Annotated in this window: 12 protein-coding genes; 6 read left to right on the top strand and 6 right to left on the bottom strand. The window is 74.3% G+C overall.

Features of this window, described 5'->3' with window-relative positions:
• Positions 1–207: 207 nt before the first annotated feature.
• Positions 208–2,031 (bottom strand): proteasome ATPase, encoded by a 1,824-nt coding sequence (arc, locus tag IEY75_RS19435; protein ID WP_189115827.1) that lies wholly within the window; start codon positions 2,029–2,031, stop codon positions 208–210.
• A 397-nt stretch (positions 2,032–2,428) separates the two neighbouring features.
• Between arc and IEY75_RS19430 the strand changes: the two genes are divergently transcribed.
• On the top strand, positions 2,429–2,734 hold the full coding sequence (locus tag IEY75_RS19430; protein ID WP_229789925.1) for a ferredoxin: 306 nt from the start codon (positions 2,429–2,431) through the stop codon (positions 2,732–2,734).
• A 22-nt stretch (positions 2,735–2,756) separates the two neighbouring features.
• On the opposite strand, the gene IEY75_RS19425 is transcribed toward IEY75_RS19430, so the two are convergent.
• The 3 genes from IEY75_RS19425 to IEY75_RS19415 are packed head-to-tail and all read right to left on the bottom strand — an operon-like array spanning position 2,757 to position 5,401.
• A complete protein-coding gene (locus tag IEY75_RS19425; protein WP_189115825.1) occupies positions 2,757–3,332 on the bottom strand; it encodes a hypothetical protein in 576 nt (191 codons plus the stop codon).
• Positions 3,329–4,261, bottom strand: coding sequence for a tRNA (adenine-N1)-methyltransferase (locus IEY75_RS19420; RefSeq protein ID WP_189115824.1), 933 nt, complete (start codon positions 4,259–4,261; stop codon positions 3,329–3,331). The genes IEY75_RS19425 and IEY75_RS19420 overlap by 4 nt, the downstream gene beginning before the upstream one ends.
• Positions 4,262–4,264: 3 nt before the next feature.
• On the bottom strand, positions 4,265–5,401 hold the full coding sequence (locus tag IEY75_RS19415; RefSeq protein WP_189115823.1) for a site-2 protease family protein: 1,137 nt from the start codon (positions 5,399–5,401) through the stop codon (positions 4,265–4,267).
• Between the two features lie 213 nt (positions 5,402–5,614).
• On the opposite strand from IEY75_RS19415, the gene IEY75_RS19410 reads away from it, so the two are divergent.
• From IEY75_RS19410 to IEY75_RS19400, 3 genes are all read left to right on the top strand, one after another.
• Entirely contained in the window at positions 5,615–6,505 is an 891-nt protein-coding gene (locus IEY75_RS19410) for a RecB family exonuclease (RefSeq protein WP_189115850.1), read from the top strand.
• 126 nt (positions 6,506–6,631) lie between these two features.
• The gene (locus IEY75_RS19405; protein ID WP_373290307.1) at positions 6,632–7,387 is read left to right on the top strand and encodes an ABC transporter ATP-binding protein; all 756 of its coding nucleotides are present in this window, start codon (positions 6,632–6,634) and stop codon (positions 7,385–7,387) included.
• Positions 7,387–9,960 (top strand): ABC transporter permease, encoded by a 2,574-nt coding sequence (locus IEY75_RS19400; RefSeq protein ID WP_189115822.1) that lies wholly within the window; start codon positions 7,387–7,389, stop codon positions 9,958–9,960. Before IEY75_RS19405 ends, IEY75_RS19400 begins: the two co-directional genes overlap by 1 nt.
• A 139-nt stretch (positions 9,961–10,099) precedes the next feature.
• Here IEY75_RS19400 and IEY75_RS19395 read toward each other — a convergent pair whose 3' ends face one another.
• Positions 10,100–10,903, bottom strand: coding sequence for a neutral zinc metallopeptidase (locus tag IEY75_RS19395; protein ID WP_229789923.1), 804 nt, complete (start codon positions 10,901–10,903; stop codon positions 10,100–10,102).
• A gap of 344 nt (positions 10,904–11,247) precedes the next feature.
• Here IEY75_RS19395 and IEY75_RS19390 point away from each other — a divergent pair, with 344 nt between their 5' ends.
• Positions 11,248–12,114, top strand: coding sequence for a PAC2 family protein (locus IEY75_RS19390; RefSeq protein WP_189115821.1), 867 nt, complete (start codon positions 11,248–11,250; stop codon positions 12,112–12,114).
• A gap of 227 nt (positions 12,115–12,341) precedes the next feature.
• The gene (locus IEY75_RS19385; protein ID WP_189115820.1) at positions 12,342–13,145 is read left to right on the top strand and encodes a GntR family transcriptional regulator; all 804 of its coding nucleotides are present in this window, start codon (positions 12,342–12,344) and stop codon (positions 13,143–13,145) included.
• 39 nt (positions 13,146–13,184) lie between these two features.
• On the opposite strand, the gene mshC is transcribed toward IEY75_RS19385, so the two are convergent.
• Entirely contained in the window at positions 13,185–14,438 is a 1,254-nt protein-coding gene (gene mshC, locus IEY75_RS19380; protein WP_189115819.1) for a cysteine--1-D-myo-inosityl 2-amino-2-deoxy-alpha-D-glucopyranoside ligase, read from the bottom strand.
• Between the last annotated feature and the right edge of the window lie 52 nt (positions 14,439–14,490).

Raw genomic sequence — 14,490 nt, 5'->3', positions numbered from 1 at the left:
ACCCCACCGGCGTGCGTCGGCGGAGTTCCGGTCACGGGGGTGCCCGCCGGCTGCGGCGGCGCGGTCGCGTTGGCCATGGCACGAGCCTAGTCGCCCCGGCGCGCCGACGGCGCGGGGCGCGGCGGGGAAACCCGGGCGCGGACGCGGCGACGGCGCCGCGGGGTGACCCGGGCGCCGCCGTCGATGTGTCGCTGGGTGCCGGTGTCGCTAGAGGTACTGGCCGGTGTTGCTGGCGGTCTCGATGGAGCGGCCCGCCTCGGAGCCCTTCCCGCCGGAGACCAGCGTGCGGATGTAGACGATCCGCTCGCCCTTCTTGCCGGAGATCCGCGCCCAGTCGTCGGGGTTGGTGGTGTTGGGCAGGTCCTCGTTCTCCCGGAACTCGTCGACGCAGGCGTCGAGCAGGTGCTGGAGCCGCAGGCCCTTGCTGCCCGAGGAGAGGAACTCCTTGATGGCCATCTTCTTGCCGCGGTCCACGATGTTCTGGATCATCGCGCCGGAGTTGAAGTCCTTGAAGTACAGGACCTCCTTGTCCCCGTTGGCGTAGGTGACCTCCAGGAACCTGTTCTCCTCCGTCTCCGAGTACATCCGCAGGACCACCGCGTCGATCATCGCGGCCACCGTCGCCTTCGGGTCGCCGCCGTGCTCGGCGACGTCGTCGGCGGCCAGCGGGAGGCCGGTGAGGATGTACTTGGCGAAGATGTCCTTGGCGGACTCGGCGTCGGGCCGCTCGATCTTGATCTTCACGTCGAGGCGGCCGGGCCGCAGGATCGCCGGGTCGATCATGTCCTCGCGGTTGGAGGCGCCGATGACGATGACGTTCTCCAGGCCCTCCACGCCGTCGATCTCGCTCAGCAACTGCGGGACGATCGTGTTCTCCACGTCGGAGGAGACGCCGGAGCCGCGGGTGCGGAACACCGAGTCCATCTCGTCGAAGAACACGATGACCGGCGTACCCTCGCCGGCCTTCTCCCGCGCCCGCTGGAAGATCAGCCGGATGTGCCGCTCGGTCTCGCCCACGTACTTGTTGAGCAGCTCCGGGCCCTTGATGTTGAGGAAGAAGCTGGTGTGCTTCTCCTCGCCCTTGCGCTCGGCGATCTTCTTGGCCAGCGAGTTGGCGACCGCCTTGGCGATCATCGTCTTGCCGCAGCCGGGCGGGCCGTACAGCAGGATGCCCTTCGGCGGGCGGAGCTGGTGCTCGCGGAACAGCTCCGCGTGCAGGAACGGCAGCTCGACGGCGTCGCGGATCATCTCGATCTGGGAGTGCAGGCCGCCGATGTCGGTGTAGTCGACGTCGGGCACCTCCTCCAGGACCAGCTCCTCGACCTCGCTCTTGGGGATGCGCTCGTAGGCGTACGCCGAGCGGGGCTCGATCATCAGCGCGTCGCCGGCCCGCAGCGGCACCTCGGCCAGGGCCTCCGCCAGGAAGACGACCCGCTCCTCGTCGGAGTGGGAGATGACCAGGGCGCGGTCGCCGCCCTCCAGGATCTCCTTCAGCAGCGCGATCTCGCCGGAGCGCTCGACGCCCAGCGCGGCCACCACGTTCATCGCGTCGTTGAGCAGGACCTCCTGGCCCCGGCGCAGCTCCTCGGACTCGATCGAGGGCGAGACGCTCACCCGCAGCTTGCGCCCGCCGGTGAAGATGTCGATCGTGCCGTCGTCGTGCCGGGCGAGGAACACGCCGTAGCCGCTGGGCGGCTGGGCGAGCTTGTCGATCTCCTCCTTGAGCGCCACGATCTGGGTCCGGGCCTCCTTGAGGGTGGCCACCAGGCGCTCGTTGTTCTCGTTCGTCCGGGACAGTTGCGCCTGGGTCGCGGCCAGGCGCTCCTCCAACTGGCGGACGTGCCGCGGGCTCTCGGTCACCTTGCGCCGGACCATCGCCAGCTCTTCTTGCAGGAATGCCACCTGGGCGGAGAGGTCCTGCGCCTCCTTCTCCCACCGTGCGGCGCGCGAGCCGGCGTCGCCACGCGCGGCGTCACCGCCTGCGTTGTCGTTGCGAGCGGCGTTGTCACCACGATCGTCGCTGCGTGCCACGTCCCACCTCCCCGGGGGGTTTGAACGTTGTGCTCTAACCCTAACCGTTCACCGCGCATTCAAGGCAGACCCGACACCCCGGTCGCCAACGTTGATCCGCACGGCGGGTGCGGCTGGGCCACCCGCCGGACGGTCGGGTACGGTCGGCGGACAGACGCCGGAGTGCCCCTCGCGTTATTGGACTTGTGGGGACTCATGACCCGTCGAGACTCGCCGTGGTCGATATCGCTCGTGTTGTGGTCGATGTCCGACGCGGTGTCGGCGACCCGGTCGTCACTGGCACCGCGGAACGCCGTACCGCAAAGGAACTACGGCACATACGTATTCTCAGTGCACAATCGCGATGGTAGCGCTCAGAACGGAATTTCGGGATAGTTCGCAGGTACGGAGGCGACGGATGGGGACCGAGGCGACTCCTGAGGCCGACGGGACCGGGGCGGTCGAGGTCTCGGTCGACCAGGACCTGTGCACCGGGGACGGGCTGTGCGTGCAGTACGCCCCCGAGATCTTCGAGTTCGACATCGACGGGCTGGCCTACGTCAAGGGCGCCGACGGCGAGCTGCGGACCGACCCGGGCAGCCAGGTGGCCGTCCCCGGGCGGCTGCGGATCGACGTGCTCGACGCCTCCCGCGACTGCCCCGGCGAGTGCATCCACGTGCGGCGGGTCGCCGACGGCGCGGTCGTCTCCGCCCCGGCCGACTGAGGCCGGACCGGCGCGCGGCGCCTCAGAGCAGCGGCCGGCCGACCAGCGCCGCCACCGCCCGGGCGAACTCCTCCAGCCGGCCGATCTGCCCGGCGCCGCCGTCGTCGAGGGTCTTGCTGAACCGCAGCGCGTCGTGCCGGTACCCGGTGCCGGCCGGCTCCGGCGCGCCGGAGCCCTCGTCCACGGAGCTGAGCAGCAGGTACACGTCGACACTGTCGACCTGCACCCGGCCGCCCTCCAGGCGGGTGAGCCGGCGCCGGCAGCCGACCTCGGTGACCGTCGACAGCGGCACCACCCGCAGCGAGGAGGTCATCGCCCCCGGCGGCCCCTCCCCCGGCGGCACGTCCTCGCCGTGCCAGAGGATCAGCCGGCTGCCGTCGCACACGACCGCCTCCTGCCACACGCCGTTGACCTCGTTGACGAACCGCTCCAGCGTGAACGCGACCACCCGGGCGCCGCGCAGGACGCCGCCCAGGGCCTCCAGCGCCAGCTCTGGGTCGCGCAGGTACGCCCGGGTGGCGCTGTCCAGATCCTCGTACGGCGACCAGTCCGGGAAGACGGCCGGCACGTCGTTGGGGCCGAAGGACGGGCGGCTCACGATTCGTCCCCGGCGGCGGCCCGGCCCCGCCGCAGGGCGTACGCCTCGGCGCCCTTGCTGGGCTTGCGGCGCCGCGGCGGCGCGGTGACCCCGGGGGCCAGCTTGCGGGTGGAGACCAGGAACGCGGTGTGCGCGATCATCCGGTGGTCGGGCCGGACCGCGAGGCCGTCGGCGTGCCAGTCGCGGACCAGCGACTCCCACGCGCGGGGCTCGGTGAAGCCGCCGTGCTCGCGCAGCGCCTCGACCAGTTCGGACAGTTGCGGGGTCGTGGCGACGTAGCCGACGAAGACCCCGCCGGGCAGGAGCGCCCGGGCCACCAGGTCGAGGTTCTCCCAGGGGGCGAGCATGTCCAGCACGATGCGGTCGAAGCCGGTCTCGGCGCAGTCGGCGACGTCGCCGGTGTGCAGCTCCCAGGCCGGGTGCGGGGCGCCGAAGAAGGACTCCACGTTGCGGCGGGCGATGTCGGCGAAGTCCTCGCGCCGCTCGTAGGAGACCAGTCGGCCGGCCGGGCCGACGGCCCGCAGCAGCGAGCAGCTCAGCGCGCCCGAGCCGGCGCCGGCCTCCAGCACCCGCGCGCCGGGGAAGATGTCGCCCATGGCGACGATCTGGGCGGCGTCCTTGGGGTAGATGACCTGGGCGCCGCGCGGCATCGACAGCACGTAGTCGGCCAGCAGCGGGCGCAGCGCCAGGTAGGCGGTGCCGCCGGTGGAGGTGACGACGCTGCCCTCGGGCAGGCCGATGAGGTCGTCGTGGGCGAGCGCGCCGCGGTGGGTGTGGAAGGCGCCGCCCGGTTCGAGGCGGACCGTGTGCATCCGGCCCTTGGGGTCCGTGAGCTGGACCCGGTCGCCGGCACGCAGGTCACCGCGGTGGGGCGGCGGGGGCGGGGCGGTCTCGCGCGTGCGGGTGGCGGCGTGGGGGACGCGCTCCACGGGTCACTTCCTTTGCGATTCGAGCCAGTCGGTGAGCACGGCGGCCCGCAGGACGCCGCACACATCTTCACCCGAGGTCACGAGGTACAGCGCGGCCGGGTTCGACTCCAGGATCTCGCGCAGGTCGGCGACGGCCGCCGTGACGGGCAGGGCCGGCACCGTCGACAGTGCCCGCGCCACGGTCGCCACGTCCACCTCGCCGCGGTGGGCGGGGGGTACCGCGGCGGCGGCCGCGTCGTCCACGACCGCGACCACCCGGTCCTGCGGGTCGAGCACCGCGAGCACGGCGTCGGGGCGCGGGCTGGCCGCGAGCTGGTCCTGTGCCCGGGCCAGCGGCGTGCCCGCCGGTACCCCGGCCAGCGGGGCGGCGAGCGCGGCCAGGCCCGGGGCGGCGGCGCGCGCGCCGCGGACCGCCCGGACGGCGGCACCCGCCCCCTGCCAGAGGGTGACCACCAGCAGGAGCGCGAACGCCAGCCCGAACAGCGACTGGAAGCCGAGCTGGAACAGCAGCAGCGCCGTCACCGCCGTCACCAGCGCCACGCCCCGGCCGACCCAGCCGGCCGCGACGACGCCGCGGCCGCGGTCGCCGGTGAACCGCCAGACCGCCGCGGCCAGCACCCGGCCGCCGTCCAGCGGCAGGCCGGGCAGGCTGTTGAACAGGCCCACGACGAGGTTGCTGACCGCGAGCTGGGTGAGCAGGGTGTTGACGATGCCGTCGCCGGGGACGGCGGCGGCCAGCGCGGCCCCGGCGCCGCCGAGGGTGAGCGAGACCAGCGGGCCGGCGGCGGCCACGGCCAGGTCGACCCCGGGGCGGGGTGCCGGGCGGTCCAGCTCGGTGTAGCCGCCGAGCAGTTCGAGGGTGATGCCGCGGACGCCGATGCCGTACCGGCGGGCCACCAGCGCGTGGCCCAGCTCGTGCAGGAGGACGGAGGCGAACAGCAGGACGACGAACACCAGGGCGATGAGGTACGCGGCGGCCGTGGTGTGGCCGGCGGCGACGACCGGGCGGTAGGCCAGCGCGACCAGGCCGGCGAACAGCAGGGCCGAGGGCTGGAGGTGGACCGGCGCGCCGGCCAGCCGGCCCAGCGGGATGCCCGGCCGCCGGGCGCCCGGGGGCGGCGGCGCGGGGATGGCGGTCATGCCGGTCCTACTCTCACGGGGAGAATGCTACGCATCCCGCCGGCGTGCCGACGTGTCGTACCGGTGCCCTAACCTTCGGACATGAGCGCGGATACGGCACCATCGGCCGGCACACCGGGCACCCCGCACGCCGAGGTCGCCCCGCCCGGCGGCGGCGCAGCGGGCGGGCCGGCGGCCTGGGCCGGGGCCGACGGGGCGACCGCCGAGCCGGCGATGCCCTCGCTGTCGCCCTCGCGGGCGGCCGACTTCAAGACGTGCCCGCTGCTGTTCCGCTTCCGCACCATCGACCGGCTGCCCGAGCGGCCCACCCCCGAGCAGGTGCGGGGCACGCTGGTGCACGCGGTCCTGGAGCACCTGTTCGACCTGCCGGCCGACGCCCGCACCCCGGCCGCGGCGGCGGGGCTGGTGGCCCCGCGCTGGGCGGCGCTGACCGCCGAGGAGCCGGAGCTGGCGGAGCTGTTCGCCGACGAGGCCGCCGTGGCGGCGTTCCTGGACTCGGCCCGGGAGCTGCTGGGCGGCTACTTCGCGGTGGAGGACCCGCGGCGGCTGGAGCCGGCCGAGCGGGAGGCGCTGGTCTCGGCGGTCGTGGCCGACGCGCTGCTGCTGCGCGGGTACGTGGACCGGCTCGACATCGCCCCCGACGGGGCGATGCGGGTGGTGGACTACAAGACCGGCGGCGCGCCGCGGGAGGCGTTCGAGGCGCGGGCGCTGTTCCAGCTCAAGTTCTACGCGCTGGTGCTGTGGCGGGCGCGCGGCGCGGTGCCCAGGGCGCTGCGCCTGCTGTACCTGAAGGACGCCGAGGCGTGCGACTACCAGCCCGACGCCGAGGAGCTGACCCGGTTCGAGCGCACCCTGCTGGCCCTGTGGGGGGCGATCGCCCGGGCCACGGCGGACCGCGACTTCCGCCCGACGCCGAGCCGGCTCTGTGACTGGTGTCACCACCAGTCGCGGTGTCCGGCCTTCGGTGGGACGCCCCCGCCGTTCCCGCAGCTCGTCCCCCTCTCCCGCACCGGCGCCGCGGCGGTGGCGGCGGATGCCGGCGCGGGCGGCAGTCAGCCGGACGGTCCGCGCGGCGCCACGAACCCGGTTGCGCCGCCGCGATAGCGTCGGGTCGCCACGGTGATCGAGTCGGCTGGGCGCATCCGCCCCCGCCGGTCGCCGGTCCGGCGCGGGGTCGCCGCCGACGCGGGTACGCCGCGTCCCGCGGCGCCCAGGACAGCGACAGGGGAGTTGGAAGTGGAGACGACGGGGATCGCCGCCCGCGCGGAGGGTCTGTGGAAGCGCTACGGCAGCGGCGAGGCGCAGGTGACGGCGCTGGCCGGGGTGGACGTGGCCCTGCGCAGCGCCGAGTTCACGGCGGTGATGGGGCCGTCCGGCTCCGGCAAGTCGACCTTGATGCACTGCCTGGCCGGGCTCGACACGGTCAGCGCCGGTGAGGTGTTCATCGGCAGCACCCGGGTGACGGGCCTGCGCGACGCCGGGCTCACGGCCCTGCGGCGGGACCAGATCGGGTTCGTGTTCCAGCAGTTCAACCTGATGCCGACGCTGAGCGCGCAGGAGAACATCCTGCTGCCGCTGACGATTGCCGGCCGCAAGCCGGACATGGCCTGGTTCGACACCATCGTGGACACCCTCGGCCTGCGGGACCGGCTGAGCCACAAGCCGACCGAGCTGTCCGGCGGGCAGCAGCAGCGGGTGGCGTGCGCGCGCGCCCTGGCCGGCCGCCCCGCGGTCGTCTTCGCCGACGAGCCGACCGGGAACCTGGACTCCAGGTCCGGCGCGGAGGTGCTGCGGTTCCTGCGCGAGGCGGTCGACGCCCACCGGCAGACGATCGTCATGGTCACCCACGACGCGGGCGCCGCCAGCTACGCGGACCGGGTCGTCTTCCTCAAGGACGGCCAGATCATCAGCGAACTGGCCGCGCCGACGGCCGACGCCGTCCACGACCAGCTCAAGAGCCTGGAGACCAGCGGGGACGGCCGCTGATGCTGCGCGCCAGCCTGCGCGGTCTGCTGGACCGCAAACTCCGCCTGACCCTCGCGGTCATCGCCATCGTGCTCGGGGTCGGGTTCTTCTCCGGTGCCCTCGTGCTCTCCGACTCCCTGGGCGCCCGGTTCAAGGCCATGTTCGCCTCGGTGTCGACCAATGTGGCCGTACAGGTCACCGCCCGCACCGACCCGGCGCAGCCCAGCCAGAAGCCGCCGTCCATGACCCAGGCCGAGCTCGACCGGGTCGCGGCCGTCGACGGGGTCGGGGCCGTCTCGCCCGATGTCACGTCGGCGTTCGTGGTCCCCTACGACACGCAGACCGGCAAGCCGCTGCCCGGCGGCGGCCCGCCGCAGCTCGGCATCGGCATCGGCGCCGAGGGCGACCCGATGGGGGTCCTCTCGCTCGCCGAGGGCCGCTGGCCGACCGGGGCCGGCGAGGTCGCGCTGAGCCGGCACACCGCCGCCCAGGCCCACGCCGCCGTCGGCCGGCAGGTGAAGGTGTTCCTGCCGCGGCTGCAGCGGCCGCAAATGTTCACCGTGGTCGGCGTCGCCGCGTACGCCGGCGGGCGCGACAGCCTCGGCGGCGAGACCGTGGTCCTGCTGCCCATGGCCCAGGCCCAGGAGGCGTTCTACGGCCGGACCGGGCTGTACGACGGGGTGTCGCTGACCGCCGACGCGGGGGTGAGCGACGAGGCGCTGCGCGACCGGGTGTCGGCGGTGCTGCCGGCGACGTTCGAGGCCAAGACCGGCAAGCAGTCCAGTGCGGACCAGGCCGCGGCCGTGTCCGACTCGATCTCCGGGCTGACCAAGTGGGTCCTGACGCCGTTCGCCGGGGTCGCCCTGCTGGTCGGCATTTTCCTGATCTTCAACACGTTCAACGTCCTCGTCACCCAGCGCGCTCGTGAGCTGGCCATGATGCGCGCCCTGGGAGCCAGCCGCGGGCAGGTGACCTGGTCGGTGCTGGTGGAGGCACTGATCGTCGGCGTCGTTGGCGGCACGCTCGGGCTGGGGCTCGGCGCCCTGATCGGCGGCGGCGGGAGCTGGGTCCTCGGCAACCTGGGCGACGCGAAGCTGCCGGGCAGCGGCATCACCGTCGGCCTGGACACGGTCGTCTACTCGTACGCGATCGGGATCCTGGTGACCGTGGTCGCGGCCCTGCTGCCGGCGCTGCGCGCCTCCCGGGTGCCGCCGCTGGCGGCGATGCGCGAGATCGCCGTGACCGACCGGCCGCTGCGGCTGCGCGCCGCCGTCGGGGTCGTCGTCGGGCTCGGCGCCGCCGCCCTGATCGTGCTCGGCCTGCGCGCGCAGGACGACGGGCTGTCCATGGTCGCCGCCGGGTGCGGCGTCGCGTTCCTGGCCGCGATCGTGCTCGGGCCGCTGGTCACCCGCCCGGTCGGCCGCGCCGTCGGCCTGCTCGTGGGCTGGGGGGTGGCCGGCAGCCTCGGCGTCCGCAACGCCATCCGCAACCCGCGCCGGACCGCCGTCACCGCCTCCGCGCTGATGATCGGCGTGATGCTGGTGACCGCGGCGAGCGTCGTGGCCACGTCGTTCAAGGAGTCGGTGGTCCGCGCGCTGGACACCACCCTGCGCGCCGAGCTGACGGCGGCGATCGGCTTCCAGCAGCCCGACGGCCGCATCGGCATCTCGTCGGCGGCCGTGGCGAGGATCCGGCAGCTACCCGAGGTGCAGGAGGTCGTCGCCATGCACCTGGCGGTGGCGCCCCGGCTCAACGGCGAGACCGCGGCCAGCATCGGCGTCGGCGCGATCGACAACGTGCCCGGCGCCCAGCGCACGATGGGCATGAAGCGGGTCAGCGGCGAGGTGCGCGCGCTGAACGCGGGCGAGCTGGTGGCCGACGAGAACACCGCCAAGGCGCGCAACTGGAAGCTCGGCGACACGGTCCGCATCGCGCTGCCCGGCGCCGAGCGGCCCTACAGGCTGGTCGGCACCGTCGAGGCCAGTCCGCTGTGGGCCAACTTCCTCGTCGTACCGATGCCGGCCGTCGCCGACTTCGCCGGGCCGCTGATCCCCCAGGCCATGATCGACGTTCGGGACGGCGCGGACGTCGCCGCGACGCAGGCCAAGGTCGAGGAGATCCTGGTGGACTTCCCGTCGGTCACGGTGGAGGACAAGTCGTCGACGACCCGCCAGGTCACCCAGGTCGTCGACATCGCGGTACTGATCATCACGGTGCTGCTCAGCCTGGCGATGGTCATCGCACTCCTCGGCATCCTCAACACCCTGCTGCTCAGCATCATCGAGCGGACCCGGGAGCTGGGCATGTTGCGGGCGATCGGGCTCGGCCGCGGGGCGGTGGTGCGGATGATCGGCACCGAGGCCGTCCTGATGTCGGCGTTCGGCGGGCTGCTGGGCGTCGGCGTGGGCCTGGGGATCGGGGTGGCGCTGGCCAAGGCGCTGGTCTACCAGGACGCGATCACCGGCGTCTGGGTGCCGTGGTGGCAGCTCGTCGCCGCGGTCGTCGTCGCCGCCGTCGCCGGGGTGTTCGCCGCGATCGTGCCGGCCGTCCGGGCGGCCCGGCTCAACGTGCTGCGCGCCATCGCCTACGAGTAGCGGTCCGCGGGCGGTGGGCAGCGGCGGGGACGCCGCTGCCCACCGCCCGCGCTCTGGCTGCACGGGCACCGCGGGACGGGCACCGCGGGACGGGCACCGCGGGACGGGTACCACGGGACGGGGCCGCGCGGCCGCCGGCTCAGGGGCCGGCCAGTTCGCAGGTGTCCAGTTCGCCGCGGAAGCCCTTGAAGAACGCGTCGGTGCGCTCCCGCGCCGAGCCGTGGGCGCCCGGGGCGAACCACGGCTGGTCCGGGTCGTCGGCGACCGCCAGCAGGCCGCGGCGCAGCTCGTCCAGGTCGCCGCCCTGCAACTGCAGCGCCTTCTGCGCGACGGACTCGTTGATCCACGCGCCGGCCATGCAGTCGGCCTGCAGCTCCTGCTGGATCGTGAACTGGTGCCGGATCCCCAGCCGCTGCTGTACCGCGTGGCCGTACTCGTGGCCGACCAGGTAGAAGATGAACGCGTCGCCGATCCGCCGGAACTGGCCGACCGCCCAGTTGAGGTCGTACGCGATGAAGTCGCCGACCGGGCAGTAGGCGGCGTTGTTGAGGCCCAGCGGGGTACCGGCGCAGCTCACCTCCCGCGCACCCTGATAGCCGATGAACCGGGACACCGGCTGGAACCGGCGGCCCTGCGCCGGCAGGGCGGTGCGCCAGTACGCCTCGACGCTGGACCGCGCGTCCTCCACGTCCTGGCGGAACTCCGCGACGCTGGTCCCGCCGTCGCCCAGCCGCTGCCCCGCCTCCGGTACGGCGGTCGACGTCGGGGCGGCGGTGCGCGGCGCACCGGCCCGGCTGAACGGGGTCTCCGGCAGCGCGCAGCCGGCCAGCAGCAGCACGACCGCCGCGGCGGCGCCCGCCAGCCGCACGGCGGGACGGCGTCCGCGGCGGCGGACCGGAGACGGGTCGACCGGGACGGGGGTGACCGGGGGTCGGGCGTGCACGGTGCGCTGCCTCCACAGTTGGGGGACGAGTCGGCGCGTCGAAGCCTACCGAGCGCGCCGGCCCGCGCCGCTCGCCCGCACGGCCAGATCCGGCCCGTGCGCCGGCTCCGAACGACCGGGGGTTCAGCCCCGACCGGCCGTTTCTGCGGCCGCCCGACATCGACGCCGGCCAGTCGACCGCGCCGTACGTCGCGGCGGCGGCACGGTGGGACGCGCCACCTAGGGCGCGGCGCGCGGCGCCACGCCGGGGCGGGCACGTACCCTGGCCGCGTGGGTCAGCGAGAGGTAGCGATCGCCCGGAGGCGCGGGACCGGTGGCGACGGACGGCGGAGCGGAGCGCGGCGGTGACGGAGTTCGATGGATTGCCCGTGTTGCGCAACCCCGTGGCAATCGCGGCGTTCGAGGGCTGGAACGACGCGGCGGACGCCTCCACGGCGGTCGTCGACCACCTTGAGCAGGTATGGGAGGCCCGGCAGATCGCCGAGCTGGACCCGGAGGAGTTCTACGACTTCCAGGTCAGCCGCCCGACGGTCGCGATGAGCGACGGCGCCACCCGCAGGATCGAGTGGCCCAGCACCCGCTTCCTCGTCGCCTCCCCGCCCGGCGCGGAGCGCGACGTGGTCCTCATCCGCGGCATCGAGCCGAGTATGCGGTGGCGGACGTTCTGCGACGAGGTGCTGGAGGTCTGCCACAGCCTGGAGGTCGAACGGGTGGTGCTGCTCGGCGCGCTGCTGGCCGACGTGCCCTACACCCGGCCGCTGCCGATCAGCGGCAGCGCCTCCGACGCCGAGGCGGCCGACCGGTTCCAGCTCACCCCCACCCGGTACGAGGGGCCGACCGGGATCGTGGGCGTCCTCCAGGAGGCGTGCAGCAAGGCCGAGGTCGACGCGGTGTCGTTCTGGGTGCACGTACCGCACTACGCCAACAACCCCCCGTGTCCCAAGGCGACACTGGCGCTGCTGCACCGGGTCGAGGAGGTCGTGGACCTGCCGGTGCCCGTGGCGGACCTGGCCGAGGAGTCCGCCCGCTGGGAGAAGCGGGTCCGCGACGCCGCCGAGTCCGACGCCGAGCTGGCCGAGTACATCCGGGAGCTGGAGGAGCGGGTCGGCGACGACAGCATCCAGCCGCTGACCGGCGACGAGATCGCCAGCGAGTTCGAGAAGTACCTGCGCCGCCGCGGCGGCCCGGCCGGCCCGACCGCCACCGGCTGACGCCCGGCCGCCCCGCGGCGGGCCGTCAGCGCCGCAACGAAACCGAAGCCCCCGGCTGAATTGCCGGGGGCTTCGGTTTCGTTCGTCAGGCTCGACAATCCGTTTTGTCGGGTCACCGCCATTCTGAGCCTCCGAATGCCGCGGCCGTGCGGCGTGTCGGCCGGGGGACGACACGCCGCGTACCGCATCCTAGGAACCTAGGTGCAGGAATCGGATGGGGAGGTCGCATGAGCATCAACCCGGGCGCGGCGGAGTATCCACACCGGCAGATCGCCGCCCAGCTCCGCGCGCAGGTCCGGCGGGGCGACTGGGGTCCCGGCGAGCGGCTGCCCTCGATCCCGGCGATCGCGGCGGGGTACGGCGTGGCCAAGCAGACGGTGCAGCGGGCGGTCGACCAGTTGCGGGTCGAGGGCGTGCTGATCACCAAGCCGGGCAGCGGGACGTACGTGCGCGGGACGAAGCGGCGGCTCAACCGGCTGTCCCGGGGGCGCTACGGGGCGCTGCGGGGGTACCACTCGGACCTGGCCGCGCGGTACCGGCAGTACCTGACCGAGGTGGGGCCGGCGGCGGCGCCGCCGGAGGTCGCCGACGCGTTCGGGGTCGCCGACGGCGCGACCCTGCTGGTGCGCCGGCACCTCGTGCGGACCCAGGACGCCCCGGTCGAGGTGGGCGCGGCGTGGTTCCGGCAGCAGGACGTGGCCGGCACGAGCATCGAGCGGCACGAGGCGTTCGGGCGGCCCCTGTACCAGGAGGTCGAGGAGGCCACCGGGCGGCGTTACCTGCGGGCCACCGACACCGTCAGCGCCCGGCAGCCGAGCCGGGAGGAGGCCGAGCAGCTCCAGATCCGGCCGGACACGCCGGTCCTGCACCTGCTGCACGTGGCGTTCGACGGCGCGCGGAAGGTCATCGAGGTGTCGCAGGCGACCTGGCCGGGTCCGATGACGACGCTGACCGAGGAGTACGCCATCCCGGCGCCCCGCGCCGAGGCCGGCTCGTCGCTGTCGGACGAGCCGGGCCTGGTCTTCGGCTGAGGCCGGGCACGCGGGAGGCTGGCGCGGACGGCCCGCGGCTCAGCGGGCGGGCGGGGTGAGCGAGACGCCCAGCAGGGCGTCGACCGCCCGGTCGGCCAGGGCGGGTGCGGCCGGGTCGTCCCCGGTGCCAGCCAGCGCCGCCTCCGCCCACCAGTCGAGCAGCGACAGCGCGCCCGGGGTGTCCAGGTCCTCGGCCAGCCGGGCGCGCAGACCCGCCAGGAGGTCGGCGCCCGAGGGGCCCGTCGGCGCCTGGACGGCCTGGCGCCAGCGCGACAGCCGGGCGTGCGCCACCTTGAGCAGCTCGTCGGACCACTGCCGGTCGGCGCGGTAGTGGTCGGCGAGCAGCGCCAGCCGCAGCGCCATCGGCGAGACGTTCTCGGCGAGCAGGGAGCCCACGAAGACGAGGTTGCCCTGGGACTTGGACATCTTCTCGCCGTGCAGCCCGATCATGCCGGCGTGCACGTAGTGCCCGGCGAACGGGCGGACGCCGGTCAGGGTCTCGGCGTGCGCGGCCGAGCACTCGTGGTGCGGGAAGAGCAGGTCGTTGCCCCCGCCCTGCACGTCGACCGTGGCGCCGAGCAGCCCGAGGGCGATGACGGCGCACTCGATGTGCCAGCCCGGGCGGCCGGGGCCCAGGCCGCCGCCGGGCCAGGACGGCTCGCCGTCGCGCGCGCCCCGCCACAGCAGCGGGTCCAGCGGGTCGCGCTTGCCGGGGCGCTGCGGGTCGCCGCCGCGCTCGGCCGCGTACGCGAGCATCTGCTCCCGCGACAGGTGGGACTGGTAGCCGAAGTGCGGCGCCGCCGCCAGGTCGAAGTACACGTCGCCGGTGCCGTCGCCGAGGCGGTACGCGGCGCCCTCGGCGAGCAGGTCGGCGACCCGCGCGGCGATCACCGGGATGGACTCGACGGCCCCCACGTAGTGCTCCGGCGGGACCAGGCGCAGGGCGCCCATCTCGCGGCGGAACACCGCGGTCTCCCGGGCGGCGAGCGCCTCCCACTGCTCGCCGTCGCGGGCGGCGCGCTCCAGCAGCGGGTCGTCGATGTCGGTGACGTTCTGCACGTAGACGACCTCGCGGCCGGCGTCGTGCCAGCTCCGGCGCACCAGGTCGAAGGTGATCATCGTGGCGGCGTGGCCGAGGTGGGCGGCGTCGTAGGGCGTGATGCCGCAGACGTACATCGTGGCCCGCCCGGCGACGCCGGTCGGGTGGACCGCCCGGCGGGCGGAGTCGAACAGCGCGAGCGGCTGGCCCGTACCGGGCAGGTGGGGGACGTCGGGGCCGGACCAGGATTCCATGTCACCCAGCCTAGCTACCCCGCCGGCGTGTCCCGGTGGTGATCTGTCCGCC

The organism is Pilimelia terevasa (assembly GCF_014647915.1).
GTDB classification, from domain to species: domain Bacteria; phylum Actinomycetota; class Actinomycetes; order Mycobacteriales; family Micromonosporaceae; genus Pilimelia; species Pilimelia terevasa.
This window is presented reverse-complemented; position numbering and strand designations above follow the sequence as displayed.

What these genes read in the sequence shown, in the direction of transcription:
- IEY75_RS19415 (WP_189115823.1), bottom strand. Translation starts at nt 5,401, where the DNA reads ATGACCGCCATCCCCGCGCCGCCGCCCCCGGGCGCCCGGCGGCCGGGC.
- IEY75_RS19400 (WP_189115822.1), top strand. Translation starts at nt 7,387, where the DNA reads ATGCTGCGCGCCAGCCTGCGCGGTCTGCTGGACCGCAAACTCCGCCTG.
- IEY75_RS19430 (WP_229789925.1), top strand. Translation starts at nt 2,429, where the DNA reads ATGGGGACCGAGGCGACTCCTGAGGCCGACGGGACCGGGGCGGTCGAG.
- mshC (WP_189115819.1), bottom strand. Translation starts at nt 14,438, where the DNA reads ATGGAATCCTGGTCCGGCCCCGACGTCCCCCACCTGCCCGGTACGGGC.
- IEY75_RS19410 (WP_189115850.1), top strand. Translation starts at nt 5,615, where the DNA reads ATGCCCTCGCTGTCGCCCTCGCGGGCGGCCGACTTCAAGACGTGCCCG.
- IEY75_RS19385 (WP_189115820.1), top strand. Translation starts at nt 12,342, where the DNA reads ATGAGCATCAACCCGGGCGCGGCGGAGTATCCACACCGGCAGATCGCC.